19 protein-coding genes are annotated in these 22,238 nt (G+C 51.8%); 10 read left to right on the top strand and 9 right to left on the bottom strand.

Features of this window, described 5'->3' with window-relative positions; translation table 11 throughout:
• Position 1 precedes the first annotated feature (1 nt).
• Both BAQU_RS00280 and BAQU_RS00285 read right to left on the bottom strand, forming a co-directional pair.
• Complete coding sequence (locus BAQU_RS00280) at positions 2-1,651, bottom strand: alpha-amylase family protein (protein ID WP_143241923.1); 1,650 nt, start codon at positions 1,649-1,651, stop codon at positions 2-4.
• 171 nt (positions 1,652-1,822) lie between these two features.
• Complete coding sequence (locus BAQU_RS00285) at positions 1,823-2,446, bottom strand: alpha-galactosidase (RefSeq protein ID WP_244568375.1); 624 nt, start codon at positions 2,444-2,446, stop codon at positions 1,823-1,825.
• 7 nt (positions 2,447-2,453) lie between these two features.
• Here BAQU_RS00285 and BAQU_RS00290 point away from each other — a divergent pair, with 7 nt between their 5' ends.
• The 3 genes from BAQU_RS00290 (at position 2,454) to BAQU_RS00300 (ending at position 5,581) form a co-directional block, all read left to right on the top strand.
• Positions 2,454-3,116, top strand: coding sequence for a GNAT family N-acetyltransferase (locus BAQU_RS00290; protein ID WP_158215575.1), 663 nt, complete (start codon positions 2,454-2,456; stop codon positions 3,114-3,116).
• A 220-nt stretch (positions 3,117-3,336) separates the two neighbouring features.
• Positions 3,337-4,524, top strand: coding sequence for an MFS transporter (locus BAQU_RS00295; RefSeq protein WP_094692084.1), 1,188 nt, complete (start codon positions 3,337-3,339; stop codon positions 4,522-4,524).
• A gap of 223 nt (positions 4,525-4,747) precedes the next feature.
• Positions 4,748-5,581, top strand: coding sequence for an SDR family oxidoreductase (locus tag BAQU_RS00300; protein ID WP_094692085.1), 834 nt, complete (start codon positions 4,748-4,750; stop codon positions 5,579-5,581).
• Between the two features lie 370 nt (positions 5,582-5,951).
• On the opposite strand, the gene BAQU_RS00310 is transcribed toward BAQU_RS00300, so the two are convergent.
• Together BAQU_RS00310 and BAQU_RS00315 are read right to left on the bottom strand one after the other, a co-directional pair.
• Positions 5,952-7,196 carry an MFS transporter gene (locus BAQU_RS00310; RefSeq protein WP_094692086.1) on the bottom strand — a complete coding sequence of 415 codons (1,245 nt, stop codon included), beginning with the start codon at positions 7,194-7,196 and terminating at the stop codon, positions 5,952-5,954.
• 113 nt (positions 7,197-7,309) lie between these two features.
• Positions 7,310-7,915 (bottom strand): TetR/AcrR family transcriptional regulator, encoded by a 606-nt coding sequence (locus BAQU_RS00315; protein ID WP_158215576.1) that lies wholly within the window; start codon positions 7,913-7,915, stop codon positions 7,310-7,312.
• 177 nt (positions 7,916-8,092) lie between these two features.
• Between BAQU_RS00315 and BAQU_RS00320 the strand changes: the two genes are divergently transcribed.
• The 6 genes from BAQU_RS00320 (at position 8,093) to BAQU_RS00350 (ending at position 14,948) form a co-directional block, all read left to right on the top strand.
• A complete protein-coding gene (locus BAQU_RS00320) occupies positions 8,093-8,980 on the top strand; it encodes a dimethylarginine dimethylaminohydrolase family protein (RefSeq protein WP_094692088.1) in 888 nt (295 codons plus the stop codon).
• 486 nt (positions 8,981-9,466) lie between these two features.
• Entirely contained in the window at positions 9,467-9,922 is a 456-nt protein-coding gene (locus BAQU_RS00325; RefSeq protein WP_094692089.1) for a helix-turn-helix domain-containing protein, read from the top strand.
• A complete protein-coding gene (locus BAQU_RS00330; RefSeq protein WP_094692090.1) occupies positions 9,919-11,229 on the top strand; it encodes a type II toxin-antitoxin system HipA family toxin in 1,311 nt (436 codons plus the stop codon). Before BAQU_RS00325 ends, BAQU_RS00330 begins: the two co-directional genes overlap by 4 nt.
• Positions 11,230-11,830: 601 nt before the next feature.
• Positions 11,831-13,597 (top strand): hypothetical protein, encoded by a 1,767-nt coding sequence (locus BAQU_RS10335; RefSeq protein WP_158215578.1) that lies wholly within the window; start codon positions 11,831-11,833, stop codon positions 13,595-13,597.
• A 305-nt stretch (positions 13,598-13,902) separates the two neighbouring features.
• Complete coding sequence (locus BAQU_RS00345) at positions 13,903-14,082, top strand: antitoxin VbhA family protein (protein WP_094692093.1); 180 nt, start codon at positions 13,903-13,905, stop codon at positions 14,080-14,082.
• On the top strand, positions 14,079-14,948 hold the full coding sequence (locus tag BAQU_RS00350) for a Fic/DOC family protein (RefSeq protein WP_094692094.1): 870 nt from the start codon (positions 14,079-14,081) through the stop codon (positions 14,946-14,948). The genes BAQU_RS00345 and BAQU_RS00350 overlap by 4 nt, the downstream gene beginning before the upstream one ends.
• A 1,005-nt stretch (positions 14,949-15,953) precedes the next feature.
• Here the strand turns inward: BAQU_RS00350 and BAQU_RS10730 are convergent.
• The 5 genes from BAQU_RS10730 to BAQU_RS00375 form a co-directional block, all read right to left on the bottom strand.
• Positions 15,954-16,670, bottom strand: coding sequence for a Crp/Fnr family transcriptional regulator (locus tag BAQU_RS10730; protein WP_369343097.1), 717 nt, complete (start codon positions 16,668-16,670; stop codon positions 15,954-15,956).
• Positions 16,633-17,196: a ferritin family protein gene (locus tag BAQU_RS00360; RefSeq protein ID WP_094692095.1), complete on the bottom strand. Its 564-nt coding sequence runs from the start codon at positions 17,194-17,196 to the stop codon at positions 16,633-16,635. Before BAQU_RS00360 ends, BAQU_RS10730 begins: the two co-directional genes overlap by 38 nt.
• Positions 17,196-17,423 (bottom strand): heavy-metal-associated domain-containing protein, encoded by a 228-nt coding sequence (locus BAQU_RS00365; protein ID WP_094692096.1) that lies wholly within the window; start codon positions 17,421-17,423, stop codon positions 17,196-17,198. The genes BAQU_RS00360 and BAQU_RS00365 overlap by 1 nt, the downstream gene beginning before the upstream one ends.
• 132 nt (positions 17,424-17,555) lie before the next feature.
• Positions 17,556-19,445, bottom strand: coding sequence for a heavy metal translocating P-type ATPase (locus tag BAQU_RS00370; protein ID WP_158215579.1), 1,890 nt, complete (start codon positions 19,443-19,445; stop codon positions 17,556-17,558).
• A 749-nt stretch (positions 19,446-20,194) separates the two neighbouring features.
• Positions 20,195-20,749 carry a Pr6Pr family membrane protein gene (locus BAQU_RS00375; protein ID WP_158215580.1) on the bottom strand — a complete coding sequence of 185 codons (555 nt, stop codon included), beginning with the start codon at positions 20,747-20,749 and terminating at the stop codon, positions 20,195-20,197.
• 1,008 nt (positions 20,750-21,757) lie between these two features.
• Here BAQU_RS00375 and BAQU_RS00385 point away from each other — a divergent pair.
• Positions 21,758-22,129, top strand: coding sequence for a DUF488 domain-containing protein (locus BAQU_RS00385; RefSeq protein ID WP_094692100.1), 372 nt, complete (start codon positions 21,758-21,760; stop codon positions 22,127-22,129).
• Positions 22,130-22,238 lie beyond the last annotated feature (109 nt).

Raw genomic sequence — 22,238 nt, forward strand, 5'->3', positions numbered from 1 at the left:
TTTACTCACTTATGTTCGAAAGGATGGCAATGGAACGGGTTGGGTTCGGGTTGAACTGCAGGCCGCGTTGGTCGAACCACATGTATTTCTTGATGCCGGTCTCGTCTCCCCATGATTCAGGGCAATCGGTTTGTTGCCAATCGAGAGGAATTGCGTGGACTTCGCCAATGGAAGCCGTGCGCAAGGCCTTGCGCAGGTCTTCCTCCATGGCGGGTGTGAGGCTTTCCGGTTTTGCTGAGAAGAAGAACGGGGTGCCGCTGTTTGCAACGACCTCAGCCCATTGACGATTGAACTTCCAGTCTATGGTCGGGCCAATGCCGATGCAGTCCGCATCGATATCGAAGAAACGTCTGTGCTGTGGCAGGCGAAAAGCAAGCGTATTGATACCCATCTGACGTGTACGTTCCCAATCGATGCCGCTGGTATCGTCACCGGCACGCTGAATGTGCATCAGACCTGCGCCCAGATGACCGATGGTATTGCACCCAAGAACCAAGGCTCCAAAGCGTGCGGTTTCTTCATGGATACGGGCGTAGAATCTTTTGACCATCTGAGCATTGGTAATCGTGCGATCATAGAGGTGCCAGCCATCGTGGGTGACGTATGGGTTCATTTGGAATCCCCATAGACCGAACAGATCGAAGGTCGAGAAATCATGTTTCAGCAGCCGGTATCCCCAACCGCACATGGTTCGAATATCTTCCGCTATATATTCCAAGGCATCGGGGCATGATGGATCGAGACATCCATTCGTTTTCAGTCTCCAGCTGCATGGGATCTCCGGGTCATCGTTAAGCAGTAGACGAGTCCAGATTCCTGGCTTGATGCTCTTGTCTCTCATATAGTCCGCAAGACGTTGCATGTCTGGAAACCTGGAATTGCCTTCACGCCAGGGGCCGCCATTGTAGTTGTTGATACGGTGATGAATCTGCCATCCGTCATCGATGATCATGTATGGGCGATTGTCGTTGCCTTCGCTGAGCTTCGCCAAGTAATCGGTATCCTGCATGATGTCACGTTCGGTGCTGTCGCCGTATGCGTAATACCAGTTATTACTTCCGTAGACGGGCTTATTTGGGAGCAGGGGGTCGTCGCAGAGCGCAGAGCAGAACTGCTGGGCGGTTTGCATTGCGGTGGCGTTCTCATATTTTCTGGCGATGATGGTGGCCAGTTCGAGGTGTTCGCCGTGCAGTTGAACTCCCATGCCCCCATTTCTCACATCAAGGACCAGGGTGATGCCCTCAGCATCAATCTGCCAGAAGCACATGGCGTTTGGTCTGACGCGGACGCCGTAGCCAAAGCCGCCATCGGCTTGCGAAGCAATGAAATACCATGGCATGAATCGATTTGACAACAGATTATGAAAACCCATTGTTCCATACCCACGCTCCCACTCATCACCCAGGTAGAGTGCATCCTTGGGCATGCTCAGATTCCATCGCAAGCTAACGATCTTGATTCCGGTTTGCCGTGAGCTCAAGGTAACTGAGGTGGAACTTTCATCGGGCGACACCACGATTTGCGTATCTGAAAACCACAGATGCCGTGCATCGTACGTGCCCGACTCATTGCCTCGATCGGAGGTCACGGTTATCTGATGTGGTTCGCCAATGCAGATTGGCAGCATTTCGATATGTGAACTATCGGTCAACGTAACCACCCTTTCGTTGTGGACGACTGTGTCCCTGACTTCTGTGCCCTTGACTTCTGTGTCGCGAATCTCTCAGTGTCGAATGCGATGCATTCGGCATATTGCATAGTGATGCCCGTCGTGGCGATGTGCCTGGAAATTTTGGCCAGGAACATAACCACATGAATAGTTTTAGAGCGTGACTCGCCGTATTTCAAATAGACGAATTGTTTCTGGCTTGCAGCGTGGCATGCGGATTCCGACTGACTCAAGGAACGAACCGCTGACTTCCGCTTTTCCGAAAGGCCCATAGGAATCCAACGATTCCAAAGCAGCCTTGGCTGCCTCTGGACCTGTCCACTGCACGCAGTACTTGCCTTGCGGATCAAGCCCGGCAATGCGCATATATGAACCACGATTGCTTGGGGATTCCTCTTCCTGAACATGCGCAATGATTGCCCGCGACCCATCATTGGACACAACGCCATAGCCGGTTACTGAAGGATCGGCAATGTCGAAACGATGGTAGTTGCCGCCATGGAGGAATTCACGATGTTCCTTGTACCACGTAATCCATGCTGCCAATTCATCAAGGTCATCCTGAGAGGCGGTGGTGATATCCCACTCGATACCAAAACTGTAGAACACGGCGGTTGCAGCCCTGAATCCAAGCGAAAAAGTACGTCCTGTCTGCTTCGACGATGGCTGTGATATATGTGCGCCGATATATTCTGGTGCGACATGCTGCACGGTCCATCGCTGAATGCTTTGCCTGCTGAACTTCGCCGTAATTCGGTAGCGTAGAAGACCTATCATGGGTGGCATGTCAAAGCGTTCACAACCGTCAACTGTCACCTATAGGCTTGCTGAGCGTGATGAGCTGGGTAGCATTGCCGATCTTGCTGCCGCATCCTTTGCGGATTATCCTTTCTTTACCTTTGTCTTCCGTGACGCGTTCAGCGATGAGTCGGATTATCTGAAGTTCATCAGGTCGTTGCTCCTGATGTACTTTCGAGCGATCGCTCGTCGCAATGACTGCCTGGTAGGCGTGCTTGATGGGAGCATCGTGTCGGTTGCCTTGATGCAAAATCCGACGAACAAGCGTCCCGGACTCTTGAATTACATCGTTTCTGGCGGATGGCGGATTCCGTGGCGTGTGGGTTTGAAGAGAGTGCTGGATTTTCGCAGAATCAGTGACGATACCGATAGGGATTGCTTCACCAGGTATCCACAGGCATGGTATGTGGAATTACTTGCAGTGCAAAACAACCACAGAGGTCAGCGGCTTGGAAGCCGAATGATTCAGGACTGCATGATTCCCTATGTCAGGCGTAAGGGTGGGAACGCGATTACATTGATCACCAACACCGAGCCCAATCGACGGTTCTATACCAGCAACGGGTTCACGGAATTTCTCTCTCAGCCAGTAGAGCGCAACGGTATCACCGTTGGCAACTGGAGCTATTACATGGATCTGGACGACTGACACGCGTGATGGCTCATGGTCATGACGGTCTGTGACCAACCCTCGTTGAAGCCGCGGAACGCTCGTTCTTGATTATCTGACGTATATGTAATAGATTACCTAGCGTTCATATGGCTGCAGGGAGTGACTGCTCAGCCTTCGATAGGGATGTGGCATCCCAGACATGGCGCGTCGATGCGTTCGATGGTGTTCGATGGGGATGGTTAGAAGGGTTGCACACATGGCTGGCTTGTTGCTCGCGATTATTTATCTGGCATTCGTCAGTTTGGGACTTCCCGATTCGCTGCTTGGATCGGCATGGCCCTCGATGTATCAAGGGTTCGGGGTTCCAATCTCATACGCGGGTGGTATTGCGGTTGTTATTTCCTTGGGGACCATTGTCTCATCCTTGCTCAGCGACCGCTTCACGCAACGTTTCGGAGCAGGGAAGGTGACCGCTTCGTCCGTGCTCGTGACTGCGCTCGCACTTTTAGGATTCTCTGCGGCAACAAGCTACTGGCAGCTTTGTATTCTTGCAATCCCATATGGGCTGGGTGCCGGAGGTGTCGATGCCGCGCTCAACAACTACGTTGCCTTGCATTATGCGAGCAGACATATGAGTTGGCTGCATTGCATGTGGGGTATGGGCGCTTCGATAGGGCCATATATCATGGGCTTTGCGCTCGCAAGGAATCAGGGATGGCAGGGTGGCTATCGTTATATTGCCATCCTGCAGATGGTGCTCACTGCCGTGCTGATTTTCAGCGTTCCTCTGTGGAAACGGCGGGTGCATACTTCGTCACAGGACCGCGCAAAGGCTTCAGCTGATGCCGGGGCGGTGAGCAGCTCACATCTTGGAATCCGCGAGATTCTCAGCATTCCCGGGGCACCTCAGGTGTTCCTGCTGTTCTTCTGCTATTGTGCCATCGAGACCACTGCGGGACTGTGGGCGAGCAGCTACATGGTGAAGCATCTTGGCATTGCTTCGGATGCAGCAGCATCATGGGCCAGCATGTTCTATATAGGTATCACGGTTGGCCGGGCATTCAGCGGCTTCATGACGATCCGGCTGAACGATGCCGTGATGATACGCGTGGGATATGCGATTATGGCATTTGGACTGCTCGTCATCATGGTGTCAGGCAGTTCGAGCTTCATTGTTCTGGCAGGGCTGGTGATTCTGGGGCTTGGCTGTGCGCCAGTGTATCCGTGCGTCATCCATTCCACGCCTGCCACGTTTGGGGTAGATCGATCTCAGGCGATCATCGGTGTACAGATGGCAAGTGCGTATACCGGGTCCCTTGCGATGCCGCCGTTGTTCGGAGTCATTGCTAACGGTGTCGGCATCGCCGTGTTCCCTTGGTATCTTGGAGTGCTTCTTCTCGTGATGATTGCGATGCATGAGAGCATGCAGCGTGTGAAGAGCTAATACGCACCACTATCGCGCAGACTCTCGAAGTCCGGATCGATGCGCATGGTGCGTTATGATTTCGCAGGTTCCACGGTGATGTGATGATGGTGCCTTTGCGTATGACTTCGATGCAGCACACGCACGTTCAAGCGAAATTTTCATTCGGTAACCACACCAATTTCCAAGCATTCGTTGATAGCATGGACATGTTATTCCAGGTTATAAACAAGGGGGTTTTCTCATGGGTGACGTATTGGTTGTTATTGGTGTTGGTGGCATGGGAGGCACGATTGCGCGCCGTCTTGCACCAGGTCGAACTACAGTGCTCGCAGATTACAACGAGTCACTACTCAGTGCAACGGCTGATTCCATGCGAGCAGATGGATTCGATGTCGTGGCGCAGCACGTTGATGTATCTTCACGAGAATCGGTTCATCGGTTGGTTGAGTTTGTTGCGAAGACTGGCAAGCTCTCGACGCTTGTACATACTGCTGGAGTGTCACCTACGATGATGCCCCTCGATAGGATTCTTGCCATTGATCTTGCTGGTGTCGCGTACACCCTGGAGGAGTTTGGAGCCATTGTTAACCCCGATACTGCCGGCGTTGTGGTTTCAAGCATGTCGAGTTATCTTTCTCGTCCATTCACACCGGAACAGGAGCATGCGATCCGAGTTTCCACAGGTGAGCAGCTGTTGAAGCTTGATTTCTTCTCTGAGGCTGCACTCGGCAATTCGGGTGTAGGCTATGGCGTTGCCAAGTTAGCGAACAGAATTCAGGTGCAGGCTGCAAGTATTGCATGGGGCGCGCGCGGAGCAAGAATCAATGCTGTGAGCCCTGGAGTCATTTCGACGGGTATGGGTCAGCAGGAGCTTGACAGTCCATCGGGTGCATTCATGCAAGCCATGGTAGACAACTCGGGCACCGGTCGCATTGGGACTGCGAGTGATATTGCCGATGCAGTGACTTTTTTGGTTGGGCCACAGGCAAGCTTCATCACTGGCATAGATCTCCTTGTAGATGGAGGCGCGATAGCGGCAGTCTATTCCGGCAAGGTCCCACTGCCGACTGCGTGAGTGTCGATACCTTCATATGAATCAACGGCAATGTTTTCCAAACAGGTCGTCATAGCAAGTATTCTTTCAAACAGATTCCATTCATGGTGCTGGAAGCGCAGATATTCAGCAGATATTGGGATTGGCTCTAGCGTTACTCCTCAATTCCAAGATTTGTGGTAAGAATCTGACCCGTGCAATCATGTATCTCCCTGCCTTGGTTGGATGGTTGGATGGTTGGCGGGTGGATCCAACAGTGTGACCGAATGGTCTGCATCCACTTCCATGTTATTGGGAGTGTGTTTTTGTTGTTGGGAAGGCTTGTAGGGGTCGTATGTGGGTTTTCTGGTTGGGTGTTGCAAGGTGGGTGCAGTTTTCATGGTGTTGAAGCTTAGTGTGCGTTTTTGATGGCTGTGATGATGGCTCCGCTGGCGATTGTGAGGATTCCTGAAGTTATGAATACTGCTGGGTAGCCGGATAGGGAGATGCTTGTTGCTGCGGCGATTGGTCCGAGTGCGATTGCGCTGAGGTCGGCGACGTTGATCAGGCTCAGGTCTCGGGCTCGGCGTTCGCTGTCGGGGAGTAGGTGAATGGCCATGGTCATGCTTGTGGAGGCGTATGCGCCATATCCTAGGCCGGTGAGTATGGCGAGGATGGTCACTCCGGTCCAGCTGCCGGTCACCGCTCCGAGCACGGCTCCTATGGCGAATGCGAGTGTGGCAGTCACCAGACACCACTTGAAACGACCAGTTCGGTCGGTCAGAGATCCCGCGAATATCGCGGCCACGATGACACATGGTGCATATATTGCCGTCAGCAGCAGCACCCCGTCGTCGGTGGTCCGACCGGGGTGCTGCGCGGCATAGTGAATCACGTCCTGAAGATAATAGAACAGGTAGGCCAACGCCATGTTCTGGCCGAGTCCGAACAGAATCCTGTGTGCACAGACCAGCCAGAAATCCTTGCTCCGCGGAATCATATGCTCCCAATACATACGTTTCTTCGTTCTGGAGTGGGCTTGTGGAACCGTGTGGTCGTTGCGAAGTGTGGTGATGAAGCACAACTGTGCGATGCAGATCAGTCCCCCAAGGATCATGTATACCTGGCTGGGTGATGAGACAAGGGTCTGAACGCCAGTTCCGAGTACCGGAGCGGCGGCAGCGGCAATCCCGAGGCAAGCGGATGCCATGCCGCGATGTCGTTCTGGTACCACGTCGGGTATCGTGGCCGACGTTGGGGCCATGAGCATGTTTGCACCCACTTGAAGCAGCGTCCACCAAAGAGTCAGTTCTAAGATCGATCTGGAATGTCCGATGATGATTGAAATCGGAAGGATCAGTGCCATCCCTCCCAGTAGCCAAGGGATTCTCCTGCCGAATCGGGTTCTGGTTCTATCGCTCAGATGTCCTATGAGCGGGTTCGTGACTATGCCGACGATTCCTGCGATGCCCGTTACAAGCGCGAGACCAAACACCTTGTTCCCGGGGGCGATGCTGTCGACCTGATTGGGGATGGTGCTCAGAACAGGGCCAAGGATGATTGCCCACATGCTCGTACTGGCGGCGACGAGTGCAGGATAGTATGCGCGACCGATGATCGGTGGTGACGTGATGGCGTTGCTCATTGTTCCTGCCATCGGCACCAGCTTTGAGACAGGGGGAAGATGCACGAGCGAAGATTTATATTGACCATATGGCCAATATAAATCATCATTCTTTCCAGTTCCCTGAAAAGTTTCTTGAATTTACATCACGCGTTCGTGATCGTAACGAAACCGAAACCGGCAAGCATGGCGTTCATGATCTCGACCATGCGCTTGGCGGGAATGCGATCAGGATACATCGCGACTTGCGCGCCGAGTCCATCGAGGGTCGAGATAATTGTTTCCGCAACAAGAGTCGGATCGGGGCCATCAAGATGTTCCTGCGCCTGCGCGCCCTTGATCAGGAGTTCGAGCGCCCGTCTCCACTCGGTGTAAGAGCGCCAGCGCTCCTCGGCCAACTCTGGATTTCCAATCGCATATGCCCAGAATGCAAGCTCTATCTGCTCTCCAACCCTGCCTTCGTCGTCTACGGGGAGAGCGTCATAGACGGCTTGTTGCAGGGCCTCGGCACCTGAAAGTCCATTGAGATTCGCATCTATGCGATCGGCAAGCTGCTGATATGAACGTTGCAGTGCGGCTCGCAGTATTTCGTTCTTCCCATTGAAATAGTGAGAGATGATCCCATGGGAGACCCCCGCCTCTTTTGCGATTTCGCGCGTCGTCGCTCCTGAAAGGCCGGCTCGCGATACCACTCGGAGACATGCGTCGACGATTTCAAGGCGACGTGCCGAGTGATTGACGATCTTGCTCATGCTTGCAAGCATAGCGAGCAGATGCACTCGGGCAAGTTCATCGAAGCTTGACGCATTTTGGGATTTCGTTTATGTTGTACATATGGCCAATATTGCCGTTAGGATTGGTCCTGTCGAAAAGCGCTGTAGAAGGGTTAGCGGCTTGCATCGGCGGTGACGAAAGATGATAGGAGCATCATGATTCACATTGCAAACCCCAGTGACATCGGTGAACTGCGAGAGGCGATTGTCGGACCGTACAAGACATACAACTGGTGGAATCTGATCTGGGGGTCGGTGCGTTATCCGGACCTAGCCAGCCTTCGATATGTGGAAAACAACACCGTTCGCGTGCCGAATCATGACATTGCCCGCCGTCAGCACGACAAGCTCGTGCAGACTCTGATCGATTCGGGAGTAAAGGTTCATGCGCTTGCATCCTTGCCGGATGTGGACATTCAGCTGTACCCGAGGGACATTGCGTTCGCGGTCGACGACACGATATTCCTCTCGCGTTCGCGCGATCCAATCAGGAAGAAGGAGCAGAGGGCTCTCGAACCATATCTGACCGAATTTTCGAAAGTCAAGAGAATCGAATCGGGTCACATCGAAGGCGGCGATGTGATGGTGACCGACGACGTCGTTTTCGTCGGGCTGAGCGAGGCGACCAATCTTCAAGGAATCAGCGCGTTGAGGGAATGTTTCTCTTGTGCCGGCATCGACAGGGAAATAGTTCCGATTGAGTTCTCTGGCAGGGGCGTCGTCCATCTCGATACGAAGTTCACGATGGTCGGACCGAAGCTGGGATATATCCACTCTTCGTCACTGACTCCATATTCACGTAGTCAGATCGCTTCCCGTTTCGAACTTATCGAGGCGAACGATATGGAGGCGCGATCGCTGATGGTCAATACCGTTGCCCTTGCCCCTGATCGCATCATCATCGACTCGCATGCGCGCCGACTCGCCGATGCCCTGCGCGCCCATGATGTGGAGCCAGTCCCGTTGGACTTCTCGGAAGTCACCAAGTTCCCGGGTGGATTTCGCTGTGCAACGCTGCCCCTCCGTAGGGATAAGGTCAAATAGTCATCGGGCCTTATGTGTGATGGGTTGGTTTGGCAGACCAACCCATCACCGTGTTGGTCATATTGCTTATGGATCAAGACTCATATCTACGGTTCATATAATCTGAAATCAAGAATACGAATTCGGGAATAATGTGCCAATGGTGGCAAATAAGAGAGCGGAAACTTCAGACCCTTATCACGATTTAAAAAGTGGTGCGCAATTCGAATCTGTAAACTCGGAACGAATAATGCCTGTGGAGCTACTATGTTTCCAACGTAAAGGTGTCCATGAGATGCCTGCAATCCCATCCTAGAGCCAACCGAGCCGAAGGTTCAGGTTCAGGTTAAGGTGTCTACTTCCTACGGCTCCTTAGGTAGTAATATGATTGCGAAATGCGTATCCTGATGTTAGCCAAATATTACATTTTATGAATATAATGAATCTATTACATTCATATAATGTTATGACTCCATTACATTATTGATTGTGCGGGAGGAAATCCTGATGGAGCAATTCGTCGCCAGCATATCTGGCATTCATCATATGGCAACAGTCGTGCGCGATGCGCGTTTGGCGCGAGGATGGACGCAGGAAGAACTGGCGGCGCAGTCAGGGTTTTCGAGAGTCTGGATCAACCGTTTTGAGCTGACTGCAATTGCCGAGCCGAGTTTCAGCCGCATTCTTACATTGTGCAACATACTTGGCATCAAGCTTACCGTTTCCTATGCAATAGACCCAGATGCGGTGGGCAGTAGGGAAACTTCCCAGGGGAGGGCAAAGGAAGGCGCCGCCCGTAGCGGAGAAGGAAACATGGGTGAAAGCATCGGCGACAAGATGACGGACGACATGCCGCCGACACGGCAGCGGCGGTCAAGGAATGCCGCGACAATCCTTGAGACACTTGCCCTGCGATCCAAAGAGCAGAGGTCAGGTGGCATTGGTGAAGAGGAAAGCGCATGAAATCCAAAGAGCTCGTTGTGTTCCTCGAAGGCAGGCGGATTGGTCTTCTCAGGGAAGAGAACGATGGCAGGCATGTTTTCGCATACGATATGGGCGAGGATACCGGTGCCTCATTGTCTCTATCCATGCCTCGCCGTGCCAGACCTTGGTCAGGGAAACCAGTGGAGGCCTTCATCGACGGTGTGCTTCCAGACGAAAGAGCCATGCGGCAACGCATCGCACGCATATATGATGTCAATGCCAACAACCCGTTCTCTCTGCTGAGCGCCATCGGTCTGGATTGTGCTGGTGGCGTGCAGTTCGTTCCCATTGACAACATTGATACCTTTGAGCGCGATGCGGGTTTGCAAGAGATTTCAGAGCCTGACATCAGACAGCGGCTGATGTCGATTTCAGACAATCGACAAGCCACTTGGCAAGGCGAGGACGAGCATTGGTCGTTGAACGGGGCGCAGGACAAGATTGCACTATGCAGGCTCAATGACACTTGGTATGAAGCGCAAGGGTCTGCGCCGACCACCCATATCGTCAAGCCAGGCATCATGACCCTGCACGAGCAGGCATTCAACGAATATGTTTGCCTGAAAACGATTGAACAGTTGGATTTGCCAGTGTCCAATTCGCAATTCCGCATCTTTGATGGGCTGCCGGCTCTGGTGAGCAAACGCTGGGATCGAAAATATGTCAAGGACAAGGATGGACGCACGCAAATCCTTAGAATCCATCAGGAAGATCTATGTCAGGCAACCGCTCATCCGTCGGCTGAGAAATATCAGGCAGAAGGTGGACCCGGGCCTATTGAAATAGTCAGGTGTCTTCGAGACAACGGTTTGGATGAAAGCAGCATCGCTTTGTTCTATATCGCGTTGATATTGAATTTCCTGATGGCAGGAAGCGATGCCCATGCCAGGAACTATGCGATTACAGAACCGATTGGCGATACTCCGCAGCTTGCACCACTGTATGATGTAGCTTCCATGTTTGCTTATGACACAAGCCGAAATCAGCGAAAGCTTGCCATGAGCATCGGGGGTGAATACAACTGGGAACGAATAGAACTGAGGCACTGGCGAAAGCTTGTCAATGATGCCGGTTCCATTGATATCGCTGATCTGGAAGACTTCCTTACGCTGTATTCCAAGCGTTTGCCCGGTGCCTTCGCCGAAGCATCTCAAACGGCGCTCGACCTGTCTAAAGATGTCTTGTATGCGGACGATCAAACGCATAACGATCGTGTAGAACTTGTCAATCGGATTCAGAATGGAATCGACAAACAATGCGAGCGCGCATTGCAATGGTTTCGATAGGAATTCAGTTGGTGGAATCTGAAAAGTGGCGAATCAGAACGAATCTGTGGAGCTAGGGAGAGTTGCTGTAAGGGCTGAATTCGGCATTATTCTGCGGAAACAATGGTTATTGTGTTGACAATGCACCTAAATATGCGCGCCTATTCAAATTGATGCCAGGGTTGATAGGAGTGAGTCTACTCTCGAAATATCAAAAATATACATGTAGTATATTCTCTCTGTTATGCTGAGTGTCGATTATCTCGATTTTGTTTGAAATGTTGTAAGGAGACTGCATGAAGAGAAAAAATATGCGGGGGGGGGGGCTTCGTTTTAGCCGTCTCCTGGTGAGTGTGGCCGCTGTGGCGAGTCTGGGGCTTGGGGCGGCGTTCGTTCCTTCGGCCTTGGCTGTCGAAGAATCTGTCGGGGAACCTCAGGTTGCGGTGACCCCTGCAAGCGAGGTTGATGCGCAATCCGATGGTGCGTTCCTTCCGGCGGAGACTGCCCCAGTGGTGTTGGGTCCTGATGGGTATTTCAGCGAGATGATCACTGAGACTGAGAGGCTTCCGATGTGGTGGATGCTCGTAAAGTGGAATTTGGTAGGTCGGGTAGATTGCCGAATGTGGCCGCCAGCGGTACTGTTTCGGTTAATGGCAAGTATCTGGTGTTGGGCAAGGGTGCGCATAGTTCGAAGATTCGTGATCCGCGTAACGCTCCTTTGGCTGATACAAGTTCGTCTGCTTCGTCTTCGACTGCGCTGGGTGCGGGTGAGGCGTTGCTGTGGGCATCTGATGTGATGACCACGGGTTTCGCGTTTGATGGGAATGGCACACCGTATACAAACACTTTCGATAGTGCCGACTATGAGTCGAATGTGGCCAGGATATCGAAGGCGCTTGATGTGGATGCTTATTATTCGTCATTTGAACGCTCGTTGTTTGGTACTGCTACAACGTTGCCGGGTGTGTGCACAGGATCACAAAGTTCGCCTCCGTTTGATCAGGGTTGTGTTGCCGGGTATGCATTTGGTCAGGCATCTTCACACGGATTGTATCGTGTGTTCCCGTTGTCGGTGGGTGATATGGCTGAGTATTTCAACGCGAACGATGGTTATGTTCCAGATGATGATTTTAAGCGAGGATGTTCCGACGGTGCTTGTAGTAGTGCTGCTGGCTCTTGGCTGCGTTCTGCTTCTTGGGACGTGGTGAGCAAAGCTTTCAGCGTGGCGAGTACCGGACTCCCGCTCGCAACCAATGCGTCGTATGCCGGTCCCGGATTGCGACCTGCTCTTCGCCTGAATCTTGATAATCTGCTGCTGTCGGCATCCAGCAGGGATCAGAGTCAGCGCGTTTCGGATGATTTGCGTCTAACATTTGTCGAGTTGGGTAGGATGTTACATCCTGGATGGTCGGCTTCGGTTTCCGGTGGTGCCGGTTCGCGCATGTTGAATCTGACGGGTAGTTCCGATATGGGTTCCGATATGGGTTGGAAGGTCGTTGATCCCGATACGGATACGGTACTGGGTTCAGGTAGGACGAGTAGCGGAGGCAATGTTGCATTGCCCGAAGACGCAATGACCGACGATACTAAGGACTATGACCTGTATGTGTGGGGTCAGCAGGACGGCAGCGCTGCTGACGGCCTGACAAACAAGGCCACGGAGCCGGTGAAAACCACGATCAGGGGTTGGCAGATCACAATCCCTGGTACTGATCCTGTTGACCCTTCGGATCCGACCGACCCGGATCCTGGCACCCCAGAGGATCCTGAAGTGCCTGATGACCCTGATGACCCTGAGGTTCAAGAAAATCCTGAGGTTCCTGAGGCTCCAGAGGTGCCTTTGGATGTCGTGCCGTTGCCTGAGAGTGGTTTGTCAGGGTCTTCGGGTGGTGTGCTTTCTGCTGCTTCTGTGGCCACTGCGGGTAGCGCATTCAGATTGTATATCGGTGATGCTGCTGGTGTAGATGAGGGTGACAGGCTTGCGGCGTTCATCTATTCGACTCCGGTGCGTCTGAAGTCCACGACTGGCTTGAGTGACCTGATCGTGCAGAAGGCTGCCGATGGTCGCCTCTTCGTTGATGTGGTGCTGCCGGTCGGCTATTCGGGAGATCACAAGGTTGCTTTGTATGACGAGGATGGCGAGTTGCTTGGCTGGGTGCCGGTGAACATCGTTGCGCCGGTTGATGATTCGGATACCGACAAGTCGGTTCAGAACGCTGCGGACAAGAACGCTTCGAATGCTGCCGGTGATGCTGGCGGTGGTTCGACAGACCTGTATGGCGGTCTGGCTTCCACCGGTGTCGAAACGAGCACGCTTGTCGCCTTGATTGCCGTGTTCGCTCTTACCGGCGTGGGTCTGGCGATGCTTCGCAGGAAGAGCGCGAAGTAGTTCTCGATAGCTGTGAGTTCAAGGCGCATCCCGTTCTGTTTGGCGGGTGCGCCTTTATACGTCCTAGCGTTTGGCGTTGCAACGATGCTTCGCTAATGATGAGAAAGAGATGGAAAATGACTGATGTAAGTGCTGACGGTGTGGGCGCTCAGGAGGATCTTCCCTTTGAAGCAAGGGTGTTGCGTGGTCTGATGAAAGAGCATGATATTTCTCATAAGGAGCTTGCTTCATGAAATTAGGCAACGGGAACGGGGTGAAGAATGCCGATTGTGGGATAATGGATAATACGAGTTAAGGAGGGTGTGATGGATGAGCGAACACGTCGGAGCTTGGTTATTCGTGACGGCATGCATTCCGCCGAGCTTGAAGGCGGCCATGTCACTGCTGCTTATCGTCGTGATGCGCAGGACTACATCGATGGCCACATCAATGAGGATGATCTGATCCGGCGCACACGAGTCCGATATGGTCTGGAAGCCGCATGAATGATGATGCGGGTATCGACCCGTATCTGATCTCCGGAACGAACGTACTTCGAAACAAGGTAGACGCCCACACTGAGCAGGAGTTGGCTGACGCCGAGAATGATTTGGTCAATGCCCGGTACAGCAAGCTCAGCAGTACACCTCTGACCGCCGAGGGGACGGTCAGCCAGTTGCAGTGGATTCACCATTATCTCTTCCAGGACGTGTACGAGTGGGCGGGTCGGATCCGCACCATCGATATGAGCAAGGGCGGTGGCAGCGTCTTTCAACCCTTGCAACTGTTCGCCACGGGCGTGCAATATGCCGAGACGACGCTGCGCGATGATCTTATGCTTCAAGGCTTGGATCGAGACCAGTTCATCGAGCGACTGGCCGTCAACTTCGATAATTTCAACACCCTGCACCCCTTCCGCGAGGGCAATGGCCGCACGCAGCGCGTCTTCTGGACGCTGATCGCTAGGGACGCCGGTTGGGGCCTGGATTGGGCGCAGATATCCAAGCGTGAGAACGACATTGCCTCATTCGTCGCTCACGAGAACGTGGACTATCACCCGTTGGAATCCATGTTCGACAGAATCGTACACCCGTTGCCTCCCGAGCAGGATCGCCGACTTCTGCCGTCCATCGGTCTCACGTCAGGCAGCCATGATGATACCGAAACACCGAACGTGTACCAGGCGTTGAGTGACAGTGAGTACGAGCGGCAGCGGCAACGCTACAGCTACCAGAAGAAAGACGGCTCCGAAGCCCAGACCAAGGAAGGGTGTCAGCGACTTACGCCAGGAACTCAGAGTGAAAACCAAGTGTCTCGTAATAGGACAATCCTCGCCCGGCGCTTTGCAGCAGAAGCACAGCGGGGGAGATGAATCGTGGACTGCTGACCTCACCCGCCGAGCTGGATCAGATCGACCAAGCCCCGGACGCACCAATCAACAAAAGCGTTGATCCGTGAGAATCGTGCCCCAGTCACTGCGCTGTTCCTTGCGCCTGGACATGCTGCGCCTCCATATTCACCACATCGAATACGGGGAAAACCGTGCACCTAAACATGCACCTATCTAGACCATAATCATACGGGAACGAATGCAAGCGTACGCGAAAGTACGAAGGAAAGACCGACGAAAGACCCAAGAAACGGCGGAATTCCAACAAAGACTGCATGAAATAAAGACTTTTAGAAAATGCCCAAAGAACCAACTGTGGAGCTAGGGAGAATCCGATTCTACTCCTGTGAGATGCTGAAAAGACTATAAAACATCGGGACTGGGCAAATTTTGCCACGCTATTTACCACCTCAATAGGGAAATGAATTTCAGCGAATCACCACGGAGTTTATGGATGGGAAAATGGTGAAGATGGATCGGGTCATTACAAGAAATTAACTGGATTGTTTGTGGAAAGGATGATCCCATTGACTTTCTGGTGTCGCTATCCGGACACCTTCTCATTTACATCCAGAATGAGTGTTCGAAATCACATCTGTCTCGACACATTTTCTATGCAGGTGCGGGCTTTCGGCGTGGCAATAGAGTCAATATATTGGAATATCAGTATCACGGGCCGGCTAGACCTATAATATGGAGAATACAATAACCATGTATGGATCCCGTCGCATGCGACAAAAAACGTATACCAGAATTAACCTCTCTTATTATCCGCTGGGGGATATCGTCGAATACCGAGTGAGGAAGCTTAATAATATATTGACTATGCTGAATCAAAAGGATTTTAGGACGCCATTACCCGAATGACCCGTATGGTATGTTTCAACATCGGTTCAATCACCAACCCACCCTGTATATACCTATGTATAGCTGGTTACTAACCTTCCGGGGGTCGGTGGGCTCCCGGCACCACAGGAAGTACTGTTGTTATAGGGTCGCTAGCCCGGTGCTATCGAGGATATGGATTAAATTACGCCGACGTGCAATAAAGCCCCTGATCTCAAGGCTCCGGAGATCACGTGAAAGCGTTTCGGGTGTTGTCCCTATAAGGCGTGCTAGTACATTCATTTTCACAGGTAATACAAACTGCTGTGATCCTGTTGTCTCAGACTGATCCAGTAGATATCTTGCCAGTCGCCCTTCGGTACGTTCTATGGATAGAATCCCATTCATCCATTCCATCTCCACGAATTTCGCGGTGTTCATTTCCAGCATTCGTATACTCAGCAGTGGTTGCTCTACGAGGAGTTTATGGAACAATTGGTGCGAGAGTAGACACACCTCTGCCGGTTCCAGGGTCTGCCCATAGAGGGAATCGTTCGGGTATCCGAGCATCCACGCTTCCCCCTCGTAACCTCCGGCTTTTTGCACGCGAAGTAGCTGCTCACGCCCATTGCTGCTCATCTGGTATATCTTTAGCGACCCGCGAGCCACTATGATGAGCTTCAGTTCGTCGCCAGGCATGAATACCATTTCATTTCGGGAGAATTGTTGGTGTTGCAGGTGCTCGTCAATGAAGTTCTGGTCAGACTGGGGGAGATTTGCGAACAGAGGGACTAGCCCCGCGCATCTATGCTCATGAGGTTTAGACCGAGCTGCTGCGATGCTATTCATCATCGTCATCGGTCTCTTGGTACAGACCATCCATCGGATCCTTTCCCAGGAAAAGTTGGATTTCAGTGATTTGATGTTTCACCCATATCGCAAGACGATTGAGTGCGTCATACAGTGGTATCTTACCCTCTTTCTCCGCTAATTCGATTGCTCTATTGATGAAAAGCAGCTGCCAGCCGAAATTGTTGACTAGTGCACCGAGCTGCTCCTCACCTGGAGCATACTTCATTGATGGATCTTCGGTCAGCTTACCGTATTCAACGATTTGCGAGCTCGTTGTTGGAATGATCTCGTTCTCTGATACCAGGACGCCGTCAATTTCACCGAGGATGTCACGCTGAAACAACAACCATTCCTTGACATGGTATTCCATAAAGATTCGGGCAGTGCCGGATGCGTACCACCTCGTTTGTCGTATGGTGAGTATGTTGAGGAAGAGATTCGAGATTACGTGTCCTGACATAGCGGCGGACGTCGGAATATGATGTTCCTTTTCTGATTGGGTGATCTCATCCTGATACCGTCTTCTCCAGATATTCTCCTGACTATCAGCCATTAGTTCTCCTTAGTCGTCGTCCTCTCGACGACATATCCCATCTTTTCTACTGTATTGGCGAGCGATCGCGCGTTTGTCGCGCGCTCATCAAAATTGGCCTTGACCTTCCCCGCATTGAAAAGCACCTCTACATCTTGTACCCCATGCTGCCGGGCAACTGCCGTCCGAATGGTATCTAGACATGATGGGCATGTCATTCCACTCACTTGTAGGATCGCTCTTTTCATCTATATTCCTTACTCTGTGTGTGTTTCACCTTTTACTGTATGGGGATTTGGGTCGGTCCCGTCTGGGCCTCTGAATGACACATACAGTTAAATGCCCTCGCCCCCAACACTTGGTCATAATACGGATTACATCTAGCGTCGGTGTTGACGTGTATCAAGTTTTCTGTGTGATAGTCGTAAAGCATTGATCACTACGACGAGGATGCTTGCCTCGTGTACCAGCATGCCCGATGCCATGTATATGAATCCGGTGAATAGGCCGATGATTAGTATTAATATTGTGATGAGGGCGATGCCAATATTCTCATATGTATTGATAACCGTTGCCTTCGCTAGAGCATGGGCAATAGGGAGTTTAGTGATATCCGAGTTCAATAGCACGATATCGGATATCTCGATCGTTGTTGCGGTCCCATCGCCCATAGCGATTCCCAGATCTGCGACCGCTAGTGCGGGTCCGTCATTGATCCCGTCCCCGACAAACGCGATCTTCTGATTGGATCCTTGTATGGTCCTAATGAAGTTCGCTTTATCCTGAGGGAGCAGATCACCATGGGCCTCATCAAGGTCAAGCTTGCTGGAGATCTCATTCACAACAGTCTGAGAGTCGCCGGAAAGCATTATCAGGCGGCCAATGCCCTGTCTGCGTAGTTGTCTCAATGCTGCGTTGGCGTGGCGTCGGATCGTATCGCCGATACCGATCATGATACATGGCCTACCATCAATCGCGATGAATACAACGGAAAGTCCGGCGTGCATCCATTTATCCGCCATGATCTTGTCCGAGGGGGTGACAGTGATTGCATGTGCTTGCAACAGACGTCGGTTACCGATGACTACCGTATGCTGGTCACAAATTGCACTTACGCCTTGTCCGGCGGTCACTCGGAAGTGCTTCGGTTGAGTGAACGATATTGCAGGCATACGCCGCTGTACATACGTCACCACAGCCGTCGCCAAAGGGTGGGTTGACTCTTGTTCTAAACTGGCCGCCAATCTCCATACGTAATTAATGTCCAGCTCAGGATACGGTGACGAGGTTGCGGGGATGGTGCACTCTCTCACTCGAGCCACTGCCGGGATACCATTGGTCAGGGTTCCCGTCTTGTCAAGGACCATAACATCGACCTTACTTAGTTCATGGAACATCCGTGCCCCTTTTACAAGGATGCCGCATTTCGCTCCGAGTCCAATCCCTGCAACGTTCGATACCGGTACACCGATGACCAATGCACCAGGACAACCCAAGACAAGGATCGTGATCGCTAAGCGAACGTCACTGGTTAGCACACCAGTCGCAAATGACACCAGAATCACAACCGGGGTATAGTACCTTGCAAAGCGGTCGATGAAACGCTGTACCGCGGTTTTGGAGTCCTCCGCCTGCTCAATCACCTCAATGATTCTTCCGAAGACTGTGTCATCACCAACCTGTGTCGTCCTCACCACAATCATGCCGTCCGTAAGGAATGAACCAGCGAAGACCGCATCACAATCCTGTGCGGACTTACGGCGCGCGGTCGACTCTCCAGTGATGCTCGCCTCGTTAAGATTGCCATCCCCAGATACGATGACGCCATCAACTGGAACTTGTGAACCTGTCTTTACCAGGAGATAATCACCGCTCTTGATGGCGTCAATGGTGACCTCTTCGGCATCGTGGGCTGTTGGCGATGTGACACGTAGTGCGGTCTGGGGTGAGAGATCGATGAGGTCTTTGACTGCTGAACGCGTTTTCGTGAGTGTAGACTCTTCGATGATCTGACCGATGAGGAATAACCATGCGACGATACCGGCCTCACTAAATTCACCGATGATCAATGCTCCGACAATGGCGACACTAACTAACAGCTCTATGGAGATTACTCGGAGTTGTAAAGAAACCAACGCCTTGATGAATATGGGGATCAGCCCAAGGATGCCAGAGAGTAGATAGAATATCGATGCTATCAGTGTTCGATCTCTCATGAATGGTATTGGCAGGTACTGGATGAGAATCGCCGAAATAATGAGACCGCTCATTACATATACCATGTTCCGCATATGTCGTACGAAGTATCGTTGGATTACATGCATTAGAATCTCTCCTCTTGTCCAGTACTTGTAAGATAGCGGGGACGTGGATAAAAGGAATTGATAGCCGTCAAGGGAAGTTTGGACGGGATCCTCACCGTGAGATCCGAGCGTTGCGACATGAATCATTCGGGAGAAGTATGGTAATCCATTCGTTCTCGGTATCGTTCAATTTTCACGGGTACCCTGCAGGATCGCTGCTCGTCGCTCTAACATTGCGGGTTGCTGACCTGGTATTAAATATGGTTCCATCTTGAGGGGTACCTCCAACGTATCCTATGGATACCATGATGCTCTTGCCTCAGGTGGCAGAAGCATAACTATGATGAGACATACTCGTCATGGTGGGCAGAACTACGTCTTGTACGGTTATTGGGCGTGCTCATGGAAAGGGTGCGCCCTCTATCATGGGTTGGTGGTGGTACTCGGTTATCGCCGAACCGGGATAGTATGCTATGGGCATCGGGTCGATCCTTTCGCAACGGCACCGTCAAAGATTTCTATGTGTGTAGGATGACCCCGTAGGAATCGCGAAGGAGGTGCATAACTTGAGCCTACTGGCAGTGGGGCGGGTCGCAGGGAAGGGATCCCGGGTCGGACTCGATCATGAACAAGTCCCAGCCGTTAGCTGTATTCAGAGATGTGATGCGTGAGGGGTGAGGGGGCTATTCCTGGATTCTGCATACATCTTCGGGATACTAGGCGGATACGCGGGCTGAGATTCTCCTGGCCACCAAACCTCTATCGATGATGACCATCAGGAAAGCAATCATCTCAACCGCTAATGTCAATACAGCCAAGTTGATGAACACGGTACGTCTACCGAACTGGTCTATGTCGAGGAACGGGTAGGGATAATGACCGCCACCAGGCCACTCGGCCTCGGTAAAGAAGGGGCGGATGTAAGCGAATGCCACGTAGGTATACGGTATTAATGCCCACCATAATGGATCCCACCAGCGTAGGGCACCTTTCTTCGCGAAGAGCACCCAGTCTCCGGTCACCAACAGAGGGACAATGATATGTACCAGATTATCCGTCAATGTGAAAGGTTGATAACTAGAACTTTGCGTAAAGTCTGAGGGAGCGAGGATCACGAGGTAAATGAGCAGTGTCACGAGAAGTGCAAGCCCTATGCCTGCGCCGATTCTGGGATGAACTGATGCAGTCCCATTCCTAGCATGTTTCGCAATGGTGATTAATGTCGTTATGAGTGCGCAAAGAGACCAAGCCATACCCAGTAGATTACTCATCGACGTATAATACAATATTCCACCGGGTGCAAAACTGGGTGTACCTAAATTAATGACTCTAGAGATCGCGACACCGGCAATGACTGCTGTCGCCGCACGGTAGGCTGCGGCGGGAAGACGAATATCAGCAAGCATACGTATCCCTCCTATGAGTCAGACGTCCTAATAGGCTAGGCACCCCGTTGGATATGCCTCGTACCGTACGTTATAGATGGAAGATTGTGAAAGGAACAATTAATCGCAGGATGCCATGATGGTGAGTGGCGTGCAGGCACGGATTCGATCAGGACTTCTATGGTAGGTCCGATATGGGATAATCTGTGATTGCTCACCGATAGCTTGTGGAATGATGCGAATATCAGACTGGTATCAAGATAAAGGCCTCAACTCAGATAATGCCGTAATGATTACATGTGGATATTGAACATGAGGGGATTAATCGTCAACGGCTAATGATCCATCGCATCAGGGAATGGCCTGGTTCCACCGGATTCAGAACGGGAGGTATTGGCGAACGACATTCTGAGCCGTCCAGGCCATACAGACGAGCTGATACCACCATAGAATCACCGCTTTGAGAAACCGAGTGAAGGAATAACTTTGTGATCCTTACATTCTATGAGCGAAGTTCCCTATTCATCGCCCTCCAGATCCGGGCATCTTCTTCATATTGAACGTTAATGTCGTATATCCTCCGTTATCCAGGGTTGATGAATGAATGATAATGGTATTCCATCCCTTCCATGCTTTGTGGATAGATGGTTCACAAGCCGGAAACCCAATCGTATCAATGCGCCACTGGACGCCGATGCACCTATGCCCCGTGGCGGAGATGCGTTCCCGCATCACGTCCAACCCCTTCCACCCACCCGCGGCCTCCATACGAACAGTCATCATCTAGGGATACGGGGAGCAACGGATTACCTAATCCAACTCTTAGAGAATTTCTCGCACTCTTCCCGATCAACTTATAATGTGTTTATACCGTTGCATCGGAGGCATGGAGTTATGGAACATGGTATAAGGATTGAACGGGTATATTCGTTGGCGCCGGGGGAAACTGGATATCGTATCCTTGTTGATCGATTGTGGCCACGGGGCATCAGTAAGGCGAAGTTGGCGCTGGATTTCTGGGCGAAGGATTTAGCTCCTACCCCTGAATTACGAAAATGGTTTTCACATCGAGCAGATCGGTTTGAAGAATTTCAAACGCGCTATCTTGCACAACTGGACGCGTATGACGGGGCCAACAATTTTTGCACGATGTGCTCCGATGTGCTCCGCAATCACGATGTTCTGCTTTTATATGCTGCCAAAGATGAACATAACAATCAGGCGGTTGTGTTGCAGGCATGGTTGAGACAGCGCTTGCACAGATAACTCAAGGTAGCTGATTCATTTCGCGCTGCACTCCCCTCGTTCGGACGACTTAGGATAGTTCCGACAATCACAAAGATCAAGAGTAACTACATATTGTGTCGAAAAAAAT

This window comes from Bifidobacterium aquikefiri, from assembly GCF_002259795.1.
Lineage (GTDB): Bacteria > Actinomycetota > Actinomycetes > Actinomycetales > Bifidobacteriaceae > Bombiscardovia > Bombiscardovia aquikefiri.

What these genes read in the sequence shown, in the direction of transcription:
- BAQU_RS00330 (WP_094692090.1), top strand. Translation starts at nt 9,919, where the DNA reads ATGAAATCCAAAGAGCTCGTTGTGTTCCTCGAAGGCAGGCGGATTGGT.
- BAQU_RS00385 (WP_094692100.1), top strand. Translation starts at nt 21,758, where the DNA reads ATGGAACATGGTATAAGGATTGAACGGGTATATTCGTTGGCGCCGGGG.
- BAQU_RS00370 (WP_158215579.1), bottom strand. Translation starts at nt 19,445, where the DNA reads ATGAGCGGTCTCATTATTTCGGCGATTCTCATCCAGTACCTGCCAATA.
- BAQU_RS00365 (WP_094692096.1), bottom strand. Translation starts at nt 17,423, where the DNA reads ATGAAAAGAGCGATCCTACAAGTGAGTGGAATGACATGCCCATCATGT.
- BAQU_RS00310 (WP_094692086.1), bottom strand. Translation starts at nt 7,196, where the DNA reads ATGGCAGGAACAATGAGCAACGCCATCACGTCACCACCGATCATCGGT.
- BAQU_RS00290 (WP_158215575.1), top strand. Translation starts at nt 2,454, where the DNA reads ATGTCAAAGCGTTCACAACCGTCAACTGTCACCTATAGGCTTGCTGAG.
- BAQU_RS10730 (WP_369343097.1), bottom strand. Translation starts at nt 16,670, where the DNA reads ATGGTCTGTACCAAGAGACCGATGACGATGATGAATAGCATCGCAGCA.
- BAQU_RS00350 (WP_094692094.1), top strand. Translation starts at nt 14,079, where the DNA reads ATGAATGATGATGCGGGTATCGACCCGTATCTGATCTCCGGAACGAAC.
- BAQU_RS00345 (WP_094692093.1), top strand. Translation starts at nt 13,903, where the DNA reads ATGGATGAGCGAACACGTCGGAGCTTGGTTATTCGTGACGGCATGCAT.
- BAQU_RS00285 (WP_244568375.1), bottom strand. Translation starts at nt 2,446, where the DNA reads ATGATAGGTCTTCTACGCTACCGAATTACGGCGAAGTTCAGCAGGCAA.
- BAQU_RS00325 (WP_094692089.1), top strand. Translation starts at nt 9,467, where the DNA reads ATGGAGCAATTCGTCGCCAGCATATCTGGCATTCATCATATGGCAACA.
- BAQU_RS00360 (WP_094692095.1), bottom strand. Translation starts at nt 17,196, where the DNA reads ATGGCTGATAGTCAGGAGAATATCTGGAGAAGACGGTATCAGGATGAG.
- BAQU_RS00295 (WP_094692084.1), top strand. Translation starts at nt 3,337, where the DNA reads ATGGCTGGCTTGTTGCTCGCGATTATTTATCTGGCATTCGTCAGTTTG.
- BAQU_RS00315 (WP_158215576.1), bottom strand. Translation starts at nt 7,915, where the DNA reads ATGAGCAAGATCGTCAATCACTCGGCACGTCGCCTTGAAATCGTCGAC.
- BAQU_RS00320 (WP_094692088.1), top strand. Translation starts at nt 8,093, where the DNA reads ATGATTCACATTGCAAACCCCAGTGACATCGGTGAACTGCGAGAGGCG.
- BAQU_RS00375 (WP_158215580.1), bottom strand. Translation starts at nt 20,749, where the DNA reads ATGAGTAATCTACTGGGTATGGCTTGGTCTCTTTGCGCACTCATAACG.
- BAQU_RS00300 (WP_094692085.1), top strand. Translation starts at nt 4,748, where the DNA reads ATGGGTGACGTATTGGTTGTTATTGGTGTTGGTGGCATGGGAGGCACG.